This is a genomic window from Dysgonomonas sp. 25 (assembly GCF_010501075.1).
In the GTDB taxonomy this organism is placed as follows: Bacteria; Bacteroidota; Bacteroidia; order Bacteroidales; family Dysgonomonadaceae; genus Dysgonomonas.
This window is the reverse complement of the sequence record NZ_QVMN01000002.1, coordinates 1-17,190: the sequence shown is the minus strand read 5'-3', so window position 1 is coordinate 17,190 and position 17,190 is coordinate 1. Positions and strand designations below refer to the sequence as shown.

The following is a 17,190-nucleotide window of genomic DNA, read 5'->3' as shown; positions in this document are numbered from 1 at the left end:
CTATGAAATACATATTTCTCTACTGTTTTGTTCTCTTTCTTCTCTCAATAAACACCTCGTGCTCAACGCCACCGGAGCAGGTGGATACGCTACCTTCTCCTGTAATAAAACAGGGTGTTGCTAAAATATCGGGAAACATCACCGGTAATACTCCAATATATTCGTTCAATTTGTACATTCATGCCCCTGTCACGCATAATAACTTAACGTATGAAATTCCAGTAAATACAGATGGAAGTTTCGAGTATGAAGTCCTCCTCGAAACAGATAAGACTATAACAACCATTAGTTCGAATGTTTTTGAAAAATATATACAGATCTGTTTATCTACCGAAAAAGAAACAATATTGAATCTCGACTTAAACGGCGGAGAAATAACAGATGTTACTCTGAACGGGGCTATCTCTTTCAATAAATTTGATATAACCACAAACTCCGATTTATTTGTAAAAATGAGCCAATATAGTGCATATGATTCACTCCATAATGAGTTCAGGTCAGCCTATGATGTAAGCCCTGATACTTATCTTCGATACATAAATGAGATGATAGATTACAGGATAGAAAAAGTTGTCTCTGATAATCAAAATTTATCCCCTTGGGGTAAAATATATTTATCAAACGATTTTAAATTATTTTGTTTATCAAGCAGTGTATTTTTCTATACAGGCGAAATGGAGATGAACTATAAAGATAATAATCCCAAAGAGAGATGGAGCGAATTCGTTGTTCCTGAAGAACCAAAGAAATCTTATTATTCTTTTTTAAAAGACCTTAATCTAAATGATCCGATATATCTGTATAATGTAGGTTATAGCCGGATTCTTGAACAAATTCTAAAGAATAATACGCTTGCTATCCCAGCCATAGGCGATACTCCGATAGATATCTGGCTCAGAGAGGTGAAAGAAATACTAAGCGAACTGGTAGGCTTTGACGAAAGCCTTTTCTATGATTTGCTGGTCACACATGCCTTTGCTCTGCAATTCAATGACAAGCTTATCCCATTGTCTGATAAGCAAAAAGAGAACATTCATAATTATTTTAAGAATAGTGATATAGAAACAATTCTTCTGCAAAGGAATGATGAAATAATCAGACTGGCAAAAGGTAAGAGTATTGCAGTTGTTAATGAAACGCCTGTTGTCGAAAAAGAAAAGCTAATGTCCGCAATTCTATCTAAATACAAGAGGAAAGTCGTTATCGTAGATTTTTGGGCTACCTGGTGCGGACCTTGTTTGGATGCAATGCAAGAAATCCGTGGATTGAAAGCAAATATGAAAGATAAAGATGTGGTCTATGTGTATATCACAAATCCTTCTTCTCCTAAAAAAGCATTTGATGCAAAAATAGAAGGTATCGGCGGAGAGCATTACTACCTCAGCGAAGAAGAATGGGAATATATATTGGATAAATATGAATTTACCGGAATACCTACCTACCTGATATTCGATAAAGATGGAAAATTTGTCAACAAATACGTAGGCTATCCGGGTAATGATGTGATGGAAAAGGAAATAACAAATCTATTACCTTAAAGCAAGATGAAATATAATAAATCTATATATATCCTCTCTTTTCTGTTTGTAATGCTGATTAGTTGCAATTCAGAGGAAAATGGACAAATAGCCATAGAACCGGGCTATGCCTTGTTGGAAGGGAAAGTTAAAGAGAATTTATCTTCTGCACAAGAAATGAAAATAGTAGTCACAAATATTTGTAGTGCCGAACAAACAACTTATATGATACCAATCGCATCCGACGGCTCTTTCCACTATAAAATCCCTTTGAACTACAAAACATTAGCAGGATTAGAGTCATTTGGCATTAACGGGATTATCCCCCTCACCCCAAATCAGAAAACAGTTCTGAATATTGGCTTAAATAATGCTGGAGATAGCTACATTGAGACATTAGAGACAAGTGGCTACTCCTCTGCAGACCTGCAACAGCTGAGAAATATAATGATGGATATAATAGCAAATAAAGCATTGATAAAGAACGAAATTGTAACTCCGGAAGAATATTCTCTCAATGTTTCGGCTAAAATGAAGGAAATTAAACAATCGATAGATAGCAATACTGTTCTTTCGTTAAAGGGTAAAGAAAGCCTAAAGAATGAATTGGATGTATTTTACACAAATACATTGTTATTTGACTATGCCACCCGAATGAAATTGGTTTATCAATCACTGAAAGATGAGAACACCCTTGCTGCGGAGGATATGCCCATTTTTGAAGTAACAAAATCATATTATTCTTTTTTACGGGAGTGCGATTTGAACGATAAGGAATACATATCCAGCACAATGTACCCATTTTTGCTGCAAAGTATCTTAACCAATAAAGATCTTAGCATACAGAGAATTGGAGATCAGGATATTTCGCTGTGGCTGGATAACACCAAAGCGACCTTAGCAGACTTGGTCGGTTTCGATAGCGGTGTATTTTTTGACTTGCTGGTAATAAATGAATATACATTGCAGTTTTTGGAGATGAAAGCTCTTTCAGACAAGCAAATTGAAAATATAAAATCATATTATGACGATAATCCGATTGCAGATATTCTAATCGCAGCTAATAATGAAGTATTATCGTTATCCCGAAAAGACCCTCCTTCAGAAAGTTCCTTTACCCCTAAAATAAAAATGAATAATTTTATGAACGAGCTTTTCTCTCGATATAACAATAAAGCACTTGTTATTGATTTCTGGGCTACCTGGTGTGGCCCATGCCTGAGAGGGATAGAGGAAATCGAACCGATTAAGGAAAAATATAAAAATCCTGACCTCGTATTTATCTATATATCAAGTCCATCTTCACCTAAATTGACATGGGAGAAGATGAAAATTAATATACCCGGAGATCATTATTATGTAAGTAAAGAGGTTTGGGAGCAATTCAGTGACGAATATGGGCTAGAAGCTATACCTTCTTACTTATTTTTCAACCCAAAAGGAGAATTAACAGACAAATACGTCGGTTACCCAGGGAGTGACAAAATAGAAAAAGCGATAAAGAAGTTATTACCTTAATATTAAGAATCATTGTTAATCTATAGGACAATGAGCAATAAACTGATCATTTATTATGCCTCAATCTATAGCCAAATTTTAAATAAATAATACAATGAAATTAAAAAAATTGAAACTGCTCGATGCAGAAATTCTAAGTGACACAGAAATGAAAAATGTATTTGGTGGACAAGACAGTAGCTATGTTTGTAATTCAAATAGTTATTCTACGACTATTTATGATGGTAGTGGCACATGTTCTGGTAAATGTAGACAAAAAAATGTACAACAGTCAGATGATAGCTGGAGAATGGTCTCTCATAGTTGCCAAAAAATCACCTTAGGAAGCGGTTCTACAGCTCTTTATACTTGTGATTGTAAACCAATACAATGATAACTTAGCCTATCTGGGAGCAAGCTCCCAGATAGATTTATCTTATTTGAGTTAAAAAGAAATTAAAATTATATTTATGAAAAAAGTATTTATACTGTTTGTCATTTTCTTTATTATCTTGACGCCAACCCTTTTCGGACAAGAAATAGTTGGAACAAAAAAAGATACTACTAATATAGAGGAACCAAAACTTGATTATGCATTGAGTAGAGCGAAAATTATATTGGATGGGAAAGATTCAGATGCCCGATCCACTTTTGGGGCTGATCCCGAAAAAATAATAAGCACTTTAACTTACACTGACCCGAAAATGTGTGTATTCTATTTTGGCGAAAGATACCGAACCGGAATCATTGTTTTCGAAACAAATAAAGAATACTCCGAGAAATAATTTAAAATATTTATTATGAAAGTATTAAAACTCTTACTTGTTATTAACATCTTCGTCTGTTTTCCAATAAGCCTATATCCTCAGGCTCAATCGGACAGTTTTAGAATAAAAGGGCAAATTTCTGAAGATTTCAACGGAAAAGCTATCATGCTTTTTACTTTTGTAAATGATACCACAATCTGTCAAGTTGATACATCATACATACATAATGGAGAGTTTGCATTTCAAGGGCAGGAATATCTGATAGATGAGGCGATTATCACTACAGGAAACTACCCTAATCCTGTGAAAGCAATGAAAATCATTCTGGAGAGAGGCGAAATAGAAGTTGATATGTGCGATTCAATTCCCGCTATAACAAGGGGAACCCCATTAAATAATTTGATGAGAGCTTTTGTTGATTCGACATGGATATATGGTAATGCAAACAAGGCGGTATGGAAGCAATATGAATCGGGTGCGATAAGCAAAAGACAACTATGGGATTCTATCGGAGTAATAAATAGAGAATCAGAAAAGTTTTATGCTTCTTTCAAGAAGAGAAACATCCATAATTTACCTGGTAAATTAATATTCTTCAGTGGGTTGAATTATGCGGAAGATCCTTACTTTGACGAAATATATGAATTAGCAGATGATGAATTAAAGAATGACTACAGAGTTCTTCAATACATTAAATATAGAGAAAAAGTATTGAAAGAAAAAGCCGAACGGGAAAAGATATTCGGGACACAATTTGTAGATTTTGAGTTGGAGACACCTGAGGGCGAAAAGAAAAAGATCTCGGATTTTGTTGGCAAGAATGACTATTTGTATATCGACTTCTGGGCATCCTGGTGTGCACCATGTATAAGGGATATGCCGGAACTAAAAGTGCTGAACGAAAAATATAAGAACCTCGATATATTAAGTATATCTTTCGACACGGCAAAAGCGAATTGGAAAAAAGCGATGAAAGAGATCGATACGCCGTGGGTACATCTAACCGATTACAAAGGAATACCTTCTGACTTGTCAAAGGCATATCATATAGAGGGCGTTCCCTATGGTGTATTAGTCGATAAAAGCGGAAAAATAGTATATGCACAAGGGAATGCAACCTATTTAGCTATGTACTTAGAGGTATTATTGGCAGAGTAAACCATTCTATAGTCAAATCTTTATTAAAATTATAATACCATGAAAAGAATCTTATTTATTTCTATTTTTCTGTCACTCCTTGGATATGCCAATGCGCAAATAACATTACAAGAAGATAGTTATATTGTATCACTCAATAAAGCAATATTATTGCCGAGTATAGGAAATTTAGTATACCCTCAATTAGTAGAAGAATACAGTTTTTTGGAGTATATACCTACTATAGCATGCGACACTTCTCTAATCTTATGTTATGAGATGAATTTCACTAAATCAAAAGATTTAGTATATGCCTTCGCTGCGGTAAATAATGAGAAGAAAGAAAGGTATATAGTTATCGATACGAATAACAACCATGACTTCAGCGACGACACATTGTACACCATTCCACTTCCAGAGACTCCTTTGATGCCTGATAAAAAAAAGGAGAAATGTATTGGAATTCAGGTTGCATCCACTCTCCACAAAGGGGAAATTCGAAATGTTGGAATAGATCCGTTCAATGTTTATGGATACAAAATTATGAATGCCCCTCAATACGATAAACGCTTGGAATATATTCTCATTCTAAGAGATTATATGACTGCAGATGGGATGATAGAGGAAATTCCTGTAACGATACACGATGGTGGTTCAATAAGCATTTATAACAATACGCTGGATGAAGAAACCTGGTTTAGTATTTCATATCCTAATTATGCAGGCGAACAGGATTCGAAGAGTTTTTCAACAGGTGATACTATCCAAGTGCAGGAGCATTTATTTGTATTGAGTAAAGTGGAGTCACCCAACAAATTATACTTGAAGAAAATCGGGGATCAAGCAGATTATAGCCAGATCGGCTCACCTTTTCCTATTGCTTATGCAAGGGACGTCAAGGATGACAATAGAGTAAAAATAAATGACCTGATCAAAGGTAAATATGTGTTTATCGACTTTTGGGGAAGTTGGTGTGGATGGTGTATTGGTACCTTCCCTAAACTTAGACCGTTCTACGAGAAAGTAAAAGACAATGACAATATTTTAGTCTTAGGTGTTGCTTTAGACGAAGATCAGAATCTTGAGAAACTGAGAAGTATTATTCAAGAACAGAATGTTAGCTGGGATAATTATAGGGTTACTCCAGACGAAAACAAATCAATTTCTTCGTTTATAAACCGATTAGGCATTAAGGCTTATCCTACTTATGTCATTCTCGACAATACAGGGAAAGTCGTTTATAAAAAGAATTCAGCACATAAAACAGATGAAGCGATAAACTTTTTTATGGATTTGATGAAAAGAGAAAACATATTAGAAGATGAATCGCATAATAAATCAAAATCAAAATGAAAAGAATGATTAATCTAAGTAGAAAATAGTATATGCTAATCAAAAAATAGCCGAAATTAGTCATATCGAGAAAAACAGTATTAAGTTATATTCTTTTAAAGATAGAACAATTACTTTTAAAACTCCATAATCAAAGATAATAGGACCAATGGAAAGGCCTCAGATTTTTAGAAGTCGACCCTAAATAGCTATTGTTAAGCTATAGGACAATAGGCAACAAAGTAGCTATTTGTTGCACCCCAATCTATAGCCAAATTTTAAATAAATAATACAATGAAATTAAAAAAATTGAAACTGCTCGATGCAGAAATTCTAAGTGACACAGAAATGAAAAATGTATTTGGAGGATATGCAGGGGGCTCTTATGGCGGTTCTTATAGTGGAATTGCGACATGTTCTATCACTGTAAGTTGCGCAGGTGGTTCCTTAGGATGTTCTGGAACAGACTGTAAATTTATTACTTCAACTATCAATGGACAAACCCATAATACCGGCGTTCATTGTACTGATAACAGAGACAATACAGAGTTTAAACAAACGTGTGCTGGTGCTCGATTATAAAACAAAATAAAAGAGTATCAATTTATTTATTAGGAGCTACATTCTTTGTAGCTTCTATGTTACTTAGATCAATACTATGAAAAAAGAAAAAGCGCGCATAGCAATCATTTTTTTACTCTTTTTATCTTTCGTTCTTGGAAAAGCGCAGATCAAAGATGAACAGGTCAAGATAGTTCTTGATACTTTCATTGATATAAAAGAAACTAAGAACTGGACAATCCATTACCCTGCTTTAGTGTCTATATGGGAGAACGAACATGATAAAAATTCATTAGATAGTATACTATATAATTGGGATATACAGCCTGAATATTATCTCAGTCTATTAGCTAAGCAAGGTGATCTTAAAGCTATTGAAGTGACAGAGCAATTCGCTATCGACATAGATAGATACCAATGTCCTGATTTGCCGAATGGGATAAATATATTGGTAAGAAAGGAAAACGATTCTCTCAATATCTGCTTGCTGAAACGGCATAATTCTTTTATAGAAAAAGACATATCTTTTTCATATCACTATGAATCTACCAAAAAATGGGATAACAGAAAACATCCGGATCGTTCTTTCCCTGCCATCAAAATAAAATATCCTTTTTGTATAGATAATAAAATTTCGGAAAGAGATATTGAATTCAGGCTGATGCCTTTAGCCTTTGGGATGACATATAATGATACTAGAGTCAACCAGCTACCTTTATCTATATATAATCTGAAACAAAGGAAAGGAGATTTTGCTGAATATACTTTTCACTTTCAGGAAAATAGTTCCAATATTAATCAGAATGAAGGAATTACATTTATGATAATTGCTAAAGATGGAAATGTTCATAAAGACCTATATATAGATGGTAAAAAATATAAACGAAATTATCAATTGAATGATACTGTATATCTTGACGAACAGTGCTACAGGGTGGATAGTATAAGTCTGGATTGGCAGAAGGCTTTTATAACAAAAATAAAAACAAACACAAAAAACATTGAATATTTAAACCTAATTCTGTTCGATAAAATAAAAGCTCTTTTTACCGAAGGCAAGGAATATATACTACTCGATTTTTGGGGTACATGGTGCGCCCCATGTATTGAAGGATTACCTACCTTAAAGGAGTTATATCAGCAGGTAAGTTCCTCGTGTGATTTTGTCAGTATATGCTTTGATAAACCAGAAAACTTCGACGCTGCAGTTCGGATATTCAAGGAGAAGGATATTCGATGGAAGTTGTTGTTTGATAATCTGGACGATTATAACAATTCAATTTGTAAGAAACTGAATATAAATACATTTCCATCTTTTATTATAGTGAATCGTTCCGGGGAAATAATATTTAGAGGACAGGGGGGCGAAAATATTGACATTGCCCGTAAAATACTTATTTTAGACTAATTACAGCTATCTCAATGAAAAAAAGCTTTCCGTACTATCAACAACTCGATTCAATAGATTGTGGTCCTTCGTGCCTGCGCATGATAGCCCGATACTATGGGCGAAGTTATTCGTTACAAACCCTCCGGGATCGCTCCTTTATTACGCGCGAAGGAGTATCTATGCTGGGTATCAGCGATGCTGCCGAAAGTATTGGTCTCCGGACACAAGGGGTGCGTATTGGCATCGACCAGTTAATAGAGGAAGCGCCTTTGCCTTGCGTTTTGCACTGGAATCAAAACCATTTTGTCGTTTTATATGGGATACAGAAAAAAGGTAAAAAAGGAGATTACACATTCTTGATATCCGATCCGGCAAAAGGAAAATACAAAATAGACAAACATGGATTCGAAAAATGCTGGATAAGCACCAAATCGGAAGGGAAAGAAGCCGGTATGGCATTACTACTAAGCCCTACCCCGGAATTTCAAGAACGAATAGACGATAAAGAACGGCAGAAGAAAAATCTCTCCTACTACCTTCAGTATCTCATCCCCTACAAATCACAAATATTTCAGTTGGTTATCGGGATGTTATTGGCGAGTGTTTTTTCTCTTATTCTGCCCTTTCTGACACAAGCGGTAGTCGATCAGGGAATAGGCAATAATAATCTGAGTTTTATCACCCTTATCCTTATTGCCCAATTGATCTTGTCTTTTACACAAATGGGGGTAGGATTTATCCAGAACTGGATATCACTACATATGAATACAAGGATAAGTATCACGGTGATTTCGGACTTTCTGGCTAAGCTGATGAGGTTACCAATCCGCTTCTTTGATGCTAAGAATATAGGCGATATCATGCAGCGGATAGGCGATCATGGACGTATCCAGTCTTTTATGACAGGATCAACATTATCGACCATTTTTTCTTTTTTCAATTTCTTCATTTTTGCCTTTATTCTTGCCTATTATAACCTCACGATTCTCACAGTCTTTATTTTGGGAAATGCATTATATATCGTTTGGATTTTGAGCTTTATGCGTTACCGGAGACGGTTAGACAATGCCCGGTTTACACAAGCATCTGCCAATCAGAGCAATATGGTGCAACTTATCACCGGAATGCAGGAGATCAAGCTCAATAACTGCGAAAAACAGCAACGATGGAAGTGGGAGTCCATACAAATCAAATTATTCAAGATTAGCATAAAAGGGACTGCTTTAGAGCAAATACAGCAGACAGGGTCTATATTCTTCAGCCAAACTACATCCTTGGTGATTTCGTTCTTATCAGCCAAAGCTGTTATCGATGGAGATATTACTCTCGGGATGATGATGTCGATTAGCTACATTATAGGCCAACTATCTGGTCCTATCGGTCAGGTTATTAGCTTTTCACAATCATTGCAAGATGCAAAGATCAGCCTTGAGAGATTAAATGAAGTAAACAATAGAGAGGATGAGGAGCAAACGATACAAGGTAAGATCGACTACCTGCCCGAAGACAAAACGATAGCATTGGAAAATGTTTGTTTCAGTTACGATGGAGCCGAAAGAGACTATGTGCTGGAAAACCTCAATCTCAAGATACCCCATAATAAGGTTACAGCGATCGTAGGTGCCAGTGGAAGTGGCAAAACAACAATTGTCAAACTGTTGTTGGGATTCTATACCCCGTTGAAAGGAGATATAAAAATTGGAGGGCATTCTCTGACAGACATCAATCCTCATCTATGGCGAAAAAATACCGGGGCGGTAATGCAAGAGGGATTTATTTTTTCGGATACTATTGCCAATAATATTGCTATTGGCGAAGAGAGCATAGACAAAAACAAACTATTGTATGCTTCCAAAACAGCGAATATAAACGACTTCATTAATTCTTTACCTCTAAAATACAACAGTAAAATAGGGATGGAGGGAAATGGTATCAGTCAAGGGCAGAAACAACGTATGCTAATAGCTCGGGCCGTATATAAAAATCCTGATTTTTTATTCTTCGATGAGGCGACCAATGCTTTGGATGCGAACAACGAGAGGAAAATATTAGACAATCTAAACGATTTCTATAAAGGTAAAACGGTTGTAATCATTGCTCACCGTTTAAGTACTGTGCAAAATGCCGATAATATTGTTGTTCTGGATGCAGGGAAAATAATAGAAGAAGGAACACATGCTGCCTTGACTGCCAAAAAAGGTGCTTATTATACCTTAGTAAAGAACCAATTAGAGTTAGGAGTTTGATATGTCAGATAACAATTCCGACAAAGAAATAGAATTGAGAAGTGAAGACTTTCAGGAAGTACTCGGAGGGGTTCCTCCTTGGATCGTACGCTGGGGTATAAGCGTCATCGCCATCATTGTGGTTGTATTGTTAATCGGAAGTAGTATATTTAAATATCCTGATACAATAACCTCAAAGGTTACTTTAACCGGAAGTACTCCGGCGGCAAGTATTGTAAGTAAAGCCTCGGGGAAAATACAAGAATTATATGTAGCTGATAATAAGTACGTCCTAAAGGGAAAATATCTGGCTGTAATAGAAAATCCGGCAAAAACAAAGGATATACAATATTTGAAAGATTATCTTAAAACATTACAATCTGATTCGAGCAACATACTGCTTCCTCCTCAAGATTTAATCTTGGGTGATATCCAGTCTACCTACTCTTCTTTGTACATAACTTTGTCTGAATATAAGCAATTCGACGAATTAAAATATTATCTGAAAAAGACACATCTGATGAAAGATAAGATAGCCCAGAATAAGATATCTTATGAGAATATGTTACGTCAGAAGAAGATCGTTGAAGAGCAATTCGATATTTCAAAAAAACAATATAGCAGAGATTCTACCCTCAATGCCAAAGGGATTATTTCCAACGCAGAGTTTGAAGGGACAAACAGCCAATACCTTCAGGCACATTTGTCATTAGAAAACATAAATGCAGCATTGGATAATATGCAACTGCAGATAATACAATTAGAGGAGTCTTTATTAGACACCGAGTATCAGTATATAGATAAAAAAAATACACTCAGGACACAACTCAAATCAATTATTAACCAATTGGAAACCGATGTTCAGAACTGGGAATTAAGGTATGTCCTTTGCGCTCCGATAGAAGGCAATATTACTTTCAGCAAGTATTGGTCTGTGAATCAAAACATTTCAGCGGGAGAAAACATATTTAGTATAATTCCTGCTAACAATGGCATATTGATAGGTAAAGCGCTCCTTCCTGCCGAACGATCGGGAAAAGTGGAGGTCGGCCAGAAAGTAAATATCCGATTAAAAAACTTTCCTGACAATGAATTTGGAATCATAAACGGGTATGTCACAAATATATCTCTTGTAGCATCCAAAGATGAAGAATTACCTAATTATACCGTTGATATCTCATTGCCGAATGGTCTTGTAACAACTTATAAGAAAGAGCTCCCATATTGGCCTGACATGGAGGGAGAGGCAGAAATTATAACGAATGATATATCACTGCTCGAAAGGTTATTGATGCCTATAAGAAAAGTACTGACGGAAAATATATAAACAACTTTTAGAGTAATGAAATATCTGAAAAAGTACGATTATCTATTGGTTGGTGCAGGACTATTTAATGCCATCATCGCATATCTGGCGGCAAAAGACGGGAAGAAATGCCTTGTCGTAGAAAAACGGAATCATATAGGTGGAAATGTATATTGCGAGGATATAGAGGGCATAAATGTACATAAATATGGAGCACATATTTTTCATACAAAAAATAAAAGAATATGGCAGTTTATGCAATCCTTGACAGAATTCAACCATTATATAAATTCACCATTGGCAATGTATAATAATCAATTATACAATATGCCTTTCAATATGAATACGTTCTATCAGTTATGGAAAACAAAGACACCTGCCGAAGCAATTGCTATAATAGAATCGCAACGCTTAACGGTCGATAATCCCCGGAATCTGGAGGAACAGGCTTTAAAACTTGTAGGAAAAGATATATACGAAAAACTAATCAAAGGTTATACAGAGAAGCAGTGGGGAAAAAATGCCAAAGAACTTCCTCCGTTTATAATTAAAAGGATTCCGCTTAGGTTTTCATATAACAATAATTACTTCGATGATCCATATCAGGGCATTCCTATTGGCGGATATAATCCCATTTTCCGAAAATGTTTTGCTTCGTCCGATATCTTATTGAATACCGATTTTGTGACAAACAGCTATTTAAGAGAAAAAGCCGATAAAACGATATATACAGGTATGATCGATGAATATTATGATTATTGCTTTGGTAACCTCGAATACAGGTCTTTACGATTTGAAGAAGAAGTATTGAATATACATAGTTATCAGGGTAATGCCGTAGTGAACTATACAGATAGTCAAATACCATATACACGGATAATAGAACACAAATATTTTGAATTCGGAGAGCAACAGAAAACTGTAATCTCTAAAGAATATCCCGATTCTTGGACGAAAGGGAAAGAGCCATATTACCCTATAAATACAACAAAAAACAACTCCTTATATAAACAATATGAATCCATCGCTCATAAAGAAAAGAATCTTTTTTTTGCAGGCAGATTGGGAGAGTATAAATACAATGATATGGATCAGACTGTTTTCAATGCTATTGAATTATACAAAAAAATAAACTAAAAGCTAATGGAAGGTTTTTCAATCATTATGCCTACATATAATCAGGCAACATATATACGGCGGGCAATAAAAAGCCTGTTATTGCAAACTTACGAAAACTGGGAACTTATCATTATCAATGATGGGGCAACTGATGATACGGAAGATTATATAAAAGAATATCTTTCGAACGAAAAAATCAGATATATCAAAAACGAAGGAAATAAAGGGCTCGGATATGCTATAAATCAAGGATTAGAAGTAGCGGGATATGCCTATATTGCATATCTTCCTTCGGATGATTATTACTATGAGAACCACCTGATGACCCTATATAATGAACTCAGGAAATCAAATGATATTATCCTCTGTTATTCAAATGCAAAATCAGAGATAAAAGACTCGATAGCTCGTGACAGCAAATTGTCAACAAACGGACTGTTTAATCATATGAGCCTGCAATTGGTGCAGACAGCGCATAAGCGGACGGATGACAGATGGACTTGCAGAGATGAATATGTCAATGATAATCTCTTCAATTTATTCTGGAGGAAATTAATCGATAAAGGAGTATTTTCATACACAGGAGAAGAAACGGCCTGTTGGACAATACATACTCATCAGCGTCACCGGCTGATTAATGAAGATTATGGTGGCGGATTGAATATATACAGACAATATTACAATGTTCAGACACCTATCAGAATGAAGGTTTCGAAACAAAAATTCATAAACGAAGTCGAATTATATAAGACCTTTCGCAAGCCTTTATCCGCGAAAGCTGAATCCGCATTGAAAATTCTCATCGTCGGTGAACTGGCTTATAATCCCGAAAGAATATATGCATTGGAAGAAAAAGGACATAAACTATATGGTTTATGGATGAATCGTCCGACATTCAGTTTTTCTACTGTTGGGCATCTGCCTTTTGGGAATGTAATTGATATTCCGTATGAGAATTGGGAAGAAAAGGTAAAAGAAATACAACCTGATATTATTTATGCGACTCTAAATTTTGGCGCTGTTCTATTAGCCCATGAAGTATTGAAAAAGGTGCCGGAGATACCATTTGTCTGGCATTTTAAGGAAGGGCCTTTTCTATGCAGGCAAAAAGGGACATGGGAGAAATTAATTGACCTTTACAACCGTGCTGATGGGAAAATATATCTGAATCCCGAGTTGAAAGTGTGGTATGAGCAATTTATTACAGAAAAAGGATTATCGTTCATTTTAGATGGGGACCTACCCAAGGAGGAGTATTTTACAAATGATTTCTCGGATAAGCTTTCCGATTCAGATTATGCTATCCATACTGTTATCCCCGGACGAATTATCGGATTGCAAGTGGAGGATATAAAATTGTTAGCCGAAAATAACATACATATACATATGTATGTCGAAAATTATCTGGCATCCAGAGAATCCTTCATAAAAGATGCCATAAAGGTTGCGCCGGAACATTTTCATACCCATCCTCACTGTTCTCCCGAAAGATGGGTAAATGAATTCTCTAAATATGATGCAGGATGGTTACATTGCTTTGAAAGCAAAAATAACAAGCGAATTATGGATGCAGGATGGGATGATCTAAATATGCCTGCCAGAATGAATACTTTAGCCGCAGCTGGTTTGCCTATGATACAAAAGGATAATAGTAAACATATCGTTGCCATGCAATCACATATAGCACAATATGGCATGGGGATTTTCTATAAAGATATCCATGATTTAATAATCCAACTCAAGGATAAACAAAGAATGAATATTTTAACCTGCAATGCACTTCAACATAGAAGTAAATTCTCATTCGATTATCATGCAGATGAATTAATACGCTTTTTCAAAAAAGTCATTGCATCAAAAAACAATTAACAATCAACGATTATGTATAAAAATCTTTTACAACAGATAGCAAATACTATTTTTATAAATATACAACACGTAAAACAATCCGGATTACTGGAAGGAAAGCTCGGAATAGCTTTATTCTTTTACCATTATGCAAAATATACGCAAAACGAGATGTACAGCAACTTATCCGATTCGTATATTGAGTTTATATATGACAAATTAGGGAAAGACTCTTCTTTAAGCTTCTCGAAGGGAATAGCGGGCATAGGATGGGGTTTAGACTATTGTATCAAACAAGGATTTGTAGAAAGTGATGACGATGATGACATTCTGGAAGAGGTGGACGATATGATAAAACAACTATCCTATACAAACTTTACCTCCGATTTGGAAGACGAAATCCCATTATTTACTAAAGGATTATATTTTCTACAAAGAGGAAAGAACGAAATTATTCTCGAAACATTAGTCGATTGCTCTAAATTCTTAGAATTAATAAACAATGAATATATATCTATTTCATACCTTAATTCCATTTTCTATTTTATCAATAAAACGGTAGAGTTGAATATCGATACAGAATTAAGTAACCTATTAATAAACAAACTATTTATTAATTACTCACAGAATATACAAATAAATACTCCGTCTATTACCGACCGCTTCATATTGAGCAGAAATATAGAAAATATTGCTAATCCAGATATTCGAAAAGAATGGAGGAAGATGCTTCCTCTGGAAAACGATGTGCAATCTGACTTATTTGCTATAGCAGGAGTCGATTTTTTATATAAGTATAGCGATAGTAATAATCGAACATACAATGTTAAGGATATAAGTCCTTTGATAAAAGATAAAATACATAATCTTAATGAAAATGAACTGTCTATATATAACGGTTTAGCAGGAATAGGACTCGAAATACTTCAGTTAGCCTAGAATTATTTTTTTCGTCATTACAAAAATTATCGCGTATAATAATAGTTAGGTGCAGTGCCGGAACTTGTCCTTTTTTGGGTGGTTTTCTTCTTCGTTTTCGTTAAGGCATAAAAAAAGCAGCAAATCATTTGATTTACTGCCTCTTATTTTCCTGGAGGTCAAATCTGTTTTTAGTTTAAAATATTTTTAAAGAAAACATATACTTGTTAAAGTATTTTCGTTAATTTTGTAAAATTAGGAATGAAGGGAAGACTCTATATAGTTATGATTAAGATGCTCATAATTATTTATGTAGGCCCGATTTCGAAAAGAGTGTGAGGGGCAAAAATATTTAGACACGGTAAAGAGGACTAACTTCAACTGTGAAAATATTTGATATTTTTTAACCTTAGAGATTACATCCAAACTTAAACAGAACTTTATCTAAACTATATATTTCCATGTACTTAACAAGACAATCACTTCTCCGGATTTTATTGCTTTTCTCATTTATTTTTGTTTCCCAGCATATATTGTCCCAGAATCTCTTAGCCGAAGATGCCCGTCAAAGAGCCGTTGCCGTATTCGACCATCTGGATACCCAAAACGCCTATAGAGACAGCCTGAACCGTGTGGATATGAATATGCTACCCTCCGGCTATAGCCAGAGCATCAACAATATGCAAGTCTCCTTTGCTGTCTACGAAGCCGAATTCTTTCCCGAATATACCTCTATCAGTGCCTTCCTGCGTATCGTGATGCCCGCCAAGGAAAACCGAGAACTCTTCTTTGCCGCCAAAGACATTAAACTCTCCCACGACGGCGATATAATCGGCGATGCCAAGCTGACCCTGCTGAGTGACATAGAAATCCCCATCAGTGGAGGCAATGTTATCCTCCGTTTAAAAGGCGATTTCAATAAGAAAACGGGGGTTACTTCCGATTTGACATATGCCAGCATCGACTGTAAAGGGCTGAAAGGCTTGGGTATCTCCGCCGAAGTCGAACTATCTAATAAGCTCTGCTATAAAGCAGGTACTACAGGCGATAGTACCCAACATAAAGTTATCGGGAAGTTCCAGACGGAAATAGAAAACTGGAACGATATAGTCGCACAAGTCTCCTTCCCATCATTTTGTATCAAAGGGCTGAAAGACTTTATCTGGACAGTCGAAGACGCCGTTTTCGATTTCAGCGACCTCAAGAATGCCCAGAACTTTACCTTCCCCGAAGGATATGACCAATACCTTATCCCCGGCAATGAAATGCTGTGGCAAGGCGTTTATGTCCGTAACCTGGCAGTCACCCTTCCCCCACAATTCTCGAAAGGAGAAGACAAACGCGTCAGCTTCTCCGCTCACGATATGATTATCGACGATAACGGTATCAGCGGCACCTTCGGCGCACACAATATCCTGTCCATCAACGAAGGCAATGCCAGCGGATGGGCTTTCTCCGTTGACTATTTTGGGCTCAAGCTGATGGCCAATACACTGGAAGGAGCCGAGTTTAACGGAATGATAGGTCTACCCGTATCAGAGCGTACCAACCTGAAATATAACGGCCTCATTGC

General features: G+C 35.8%; 13 protein-coding genes and 1 pseudogene. All 14 read left to right on the top strand.

What is annotated here, in order from left to right; translation table 11 throughout:
* Positions 1-2 precede the first annotated feature (2 nt).
* Positions 3-1,538: a TlpA disulfide reductase family protein gene (locus D0T66_RS03295; RefSeq protein WP_163355578.1), complete on the top strand. Its 1,536-nt coding sequence runs from the start codon at positions 3-5 to the stop codon at positions 1,536-1,538.
* 6 nt (positions 1,539-1,544) lie between these two features.
* On the top strand, positions 1,545-3,035 hold the full coding sequence (locus tag D0T66_RS03290) for a TlpA disulfide reductase family protein (protein WP_163355576.1): 1,491 nt from the start codon (positions 1,545-1,547) through the stop codon (positions 3,033-3,035).
* A gap of 94 nt (positions 3,036-3,129) precedes the next feature.
* Positions 3,130-3,408, top strand: coding sequence for a TIGR04149 family rSAM-modified RiPP (locus D0T66_RS03285; RefSeq protein WP_163355574.1), 279 nt, complete (start codon positions 3,130-3,132; stop codon positions 3,406-3,408).
* Between the two features lie 76 nt (positions 3,409-3,484).
* Positions 3,485-3,799 (top strand): hypothetical protein, encoded by a 315-nt coding sequence (locus D0T66_RS03280; RefSeq protein WP_163355572.1) that lies wholly within the window; start codon positions 3,485-3,487, stop codon positions 3,797-3,799.
* Positions 3,800-3,814: 15 nt separating this feature from the next.
* Positions 3,815-4,939, top strand: coding sequence for a TlpA disulfide reductase family protein (locus D0T66_RS03275; RefSeq protein ID WP_163355570.1), 1,125 nt, complete (start codon positions 3,815-3,817; stop codon positions 4,937-4,939).
* A gap of 39 nt (positions 4,940-4,978) precedes the next feature.
* The gene (locus D0T66_RS03270; RefSeq protein WP_163355568.1) at positions 4,979-6,271 is read left to right on the top strand and encodes a TlpA disulfide reductase family protein; all 1,293 of its coding nucleotides are present in this window, start codon (positions 4,979-4,981) and stop codon (positions 6,269-6,271) included.
* Between the two features lie 273 nt (positions 6,272-6,544).
* Positions 6,545-6,832, top strand: coding sequence for a hypothetical protein (locus D0T66_RS03265; RefSeq protein WP_163355566.1), 288 nt, complete (start codon positions 6,545-6,547; stop codon positions 6,830-6,832).
* 76 nt (positions 6,833-6,908) lie between these two features.
* Positions 6,909-8,219, top strand: a complete 1,311-nt coding sequence (locus tag D0T66_RS03260; RefSeq protein WP_163355564.1) for a TlpA disulfide reductase family protein — start codon at positions 6,909-6,911, stop codon at positions 8,217-8,219.
* Between the two features lie 14 nt (positions 8,220-8,233).
* Positions 8,234-10,447, top strand: coding sequence for a peptidase domain-containing ABC transporter (locus tag D0T66_RS03255; protein ID WP_163355562.1), 2,214 nt, complete (start codon positions 8,234-8,236; stop codon positions 10,445-10,447).
* A gap of 1 nt (position 10,448) precedes the next feature.
* Positions 10,449-11,753 (top strand): HlyD family secretion protein, encoded by a 1,305-nt coding sequence (locus D0T66_RS03250; RefSeq protein WP_163355560.1) that lies wholly within the window; start codon positions 10,449-10,451, stop codon positions 11,751-11,753.
* A gap of 24 nt (positions 11,754-11,777) precedes the next feature.
* On the top strand, positions 11,778-12,869 hold the full coding sequence (gene glf / locus D0T66_RS03245; protein ID WP_163356262.1) for a UDP-galactopyranose mutase: 1,092 nt from the start codon (positions 11,778-11,780) through the stop codon (positions 12,867-12,869).
* Positions 12,870-12,875: 6 nt separating this feature from the next.
* Positions 12,876-14,720 (top strand): glycosyltransferase family 2 protein, encoded by a 1,845-nt coding sequence (locus D0T66_RS03240; protein WP_163355558.1) that lies wholly within the window; start codon positions 12,876-12,878, stop codon positions 14,718-14,720.
* 12 nt (positions 14,721-14,732) lie between these two features.
* Positions 14,733-15,638 carry a lanthionine synthetase LanC family protein gene (locus D0T66_RS03235; protein ID WP_163355556.1) on the top strand — a complete coding sequence of 302 codons (906 nt, stop codon included), beginning with the start codon at positions 14,733-14,735 and terminating at the stop codon, positions 15,636-15,638.
* 440 nt (positions 15,639-16,078) lie between these two features.
* Positions 16,079-17,190, top strand: a pseudogene (locus tag D0T66_RS03230) (hypothetical protein); the annotation flags it as partial.

Coding starts and splice junctions, on each gene's coding strand:
- D0T66_RS03250 (WP_163355560.1), top strand. CDS start 10,449: ATGTCAGATAACAATTCCGACAAAGAAATAGAATTGAGAAGTGAAGAC.
- D0T66_RS03285 (WP_163355574.1), top strand. CDS start 3,130: ATGAAATTAAAAAAATTGAAACTGCTCGATGCAGAAATTCTAAGTGAC.
- D0T66_RS03270 (WP_163355568.1), top strand. CDS start 4,979: ATGAAAAGAATCTTATTTATTTCTATTTTTCTGTCACTCCTTGGATAT.
- D0T66_RS03295 (WP_163355578.1), top strand. CDS start 3: ATGAAATACATATTTCTCTACTGTTTTGTTCTCTTTCTTCTCTCAATA.
- D0T66_RS03240 (WP_163355558.1), top strand. CDS start 12,876: ATGGAAGGTTTTTCAATCATTATGCCTACATATAATCAGGCAACATAT.
- D0T66_RS03235 (WP_163355556.1), top strand. CDS start 14,733: ATGTATAAAAATCTTTTACAACAGATAGCAAATACTATTTTTATAAAT.
- D0T66_RS03265 (WP_163355566.1), top strand. CDS start 6,545: ATGAAATTAAAAAAATTGAAACTGCTCGATGCAGAAATTCTAAGTGAC.
- D0T66_RS03290 (WP_163355576.1), top strand. CDS start 1,545: ATGAAATATAATAAATCTATATATATCCTCTCTTTTCTGTTTGTAATG.
- D0T66_RS03280 (WP_163355572.1), top strand. CDS start 3,485: ATGAAAAAAGTATTTATACTGTTTGTCATTTTCTTTATTATCTTGACG.
- D0T66_RS03255 (WP_163355562.1), top strand. CDS start 8,234: ATGAAAAAAAGCTTTCCGTACTATCAACAACTCGATTCAATAGATTGT.
- D0T66_RS03275 (WP_163355570.1), top strand. CDS start 3,815: ATGAAAGTATTAAAACTCTTACTTGTTATTAACATCTTCGTCTGTTTT.
- D0T66_RS03260 (WP_163355564.1), top strand. CDS start 6,909: ATGAAAAAAGAAAAAGCGCGCATAGCAATCATTTTTTTACTCTTTTTA.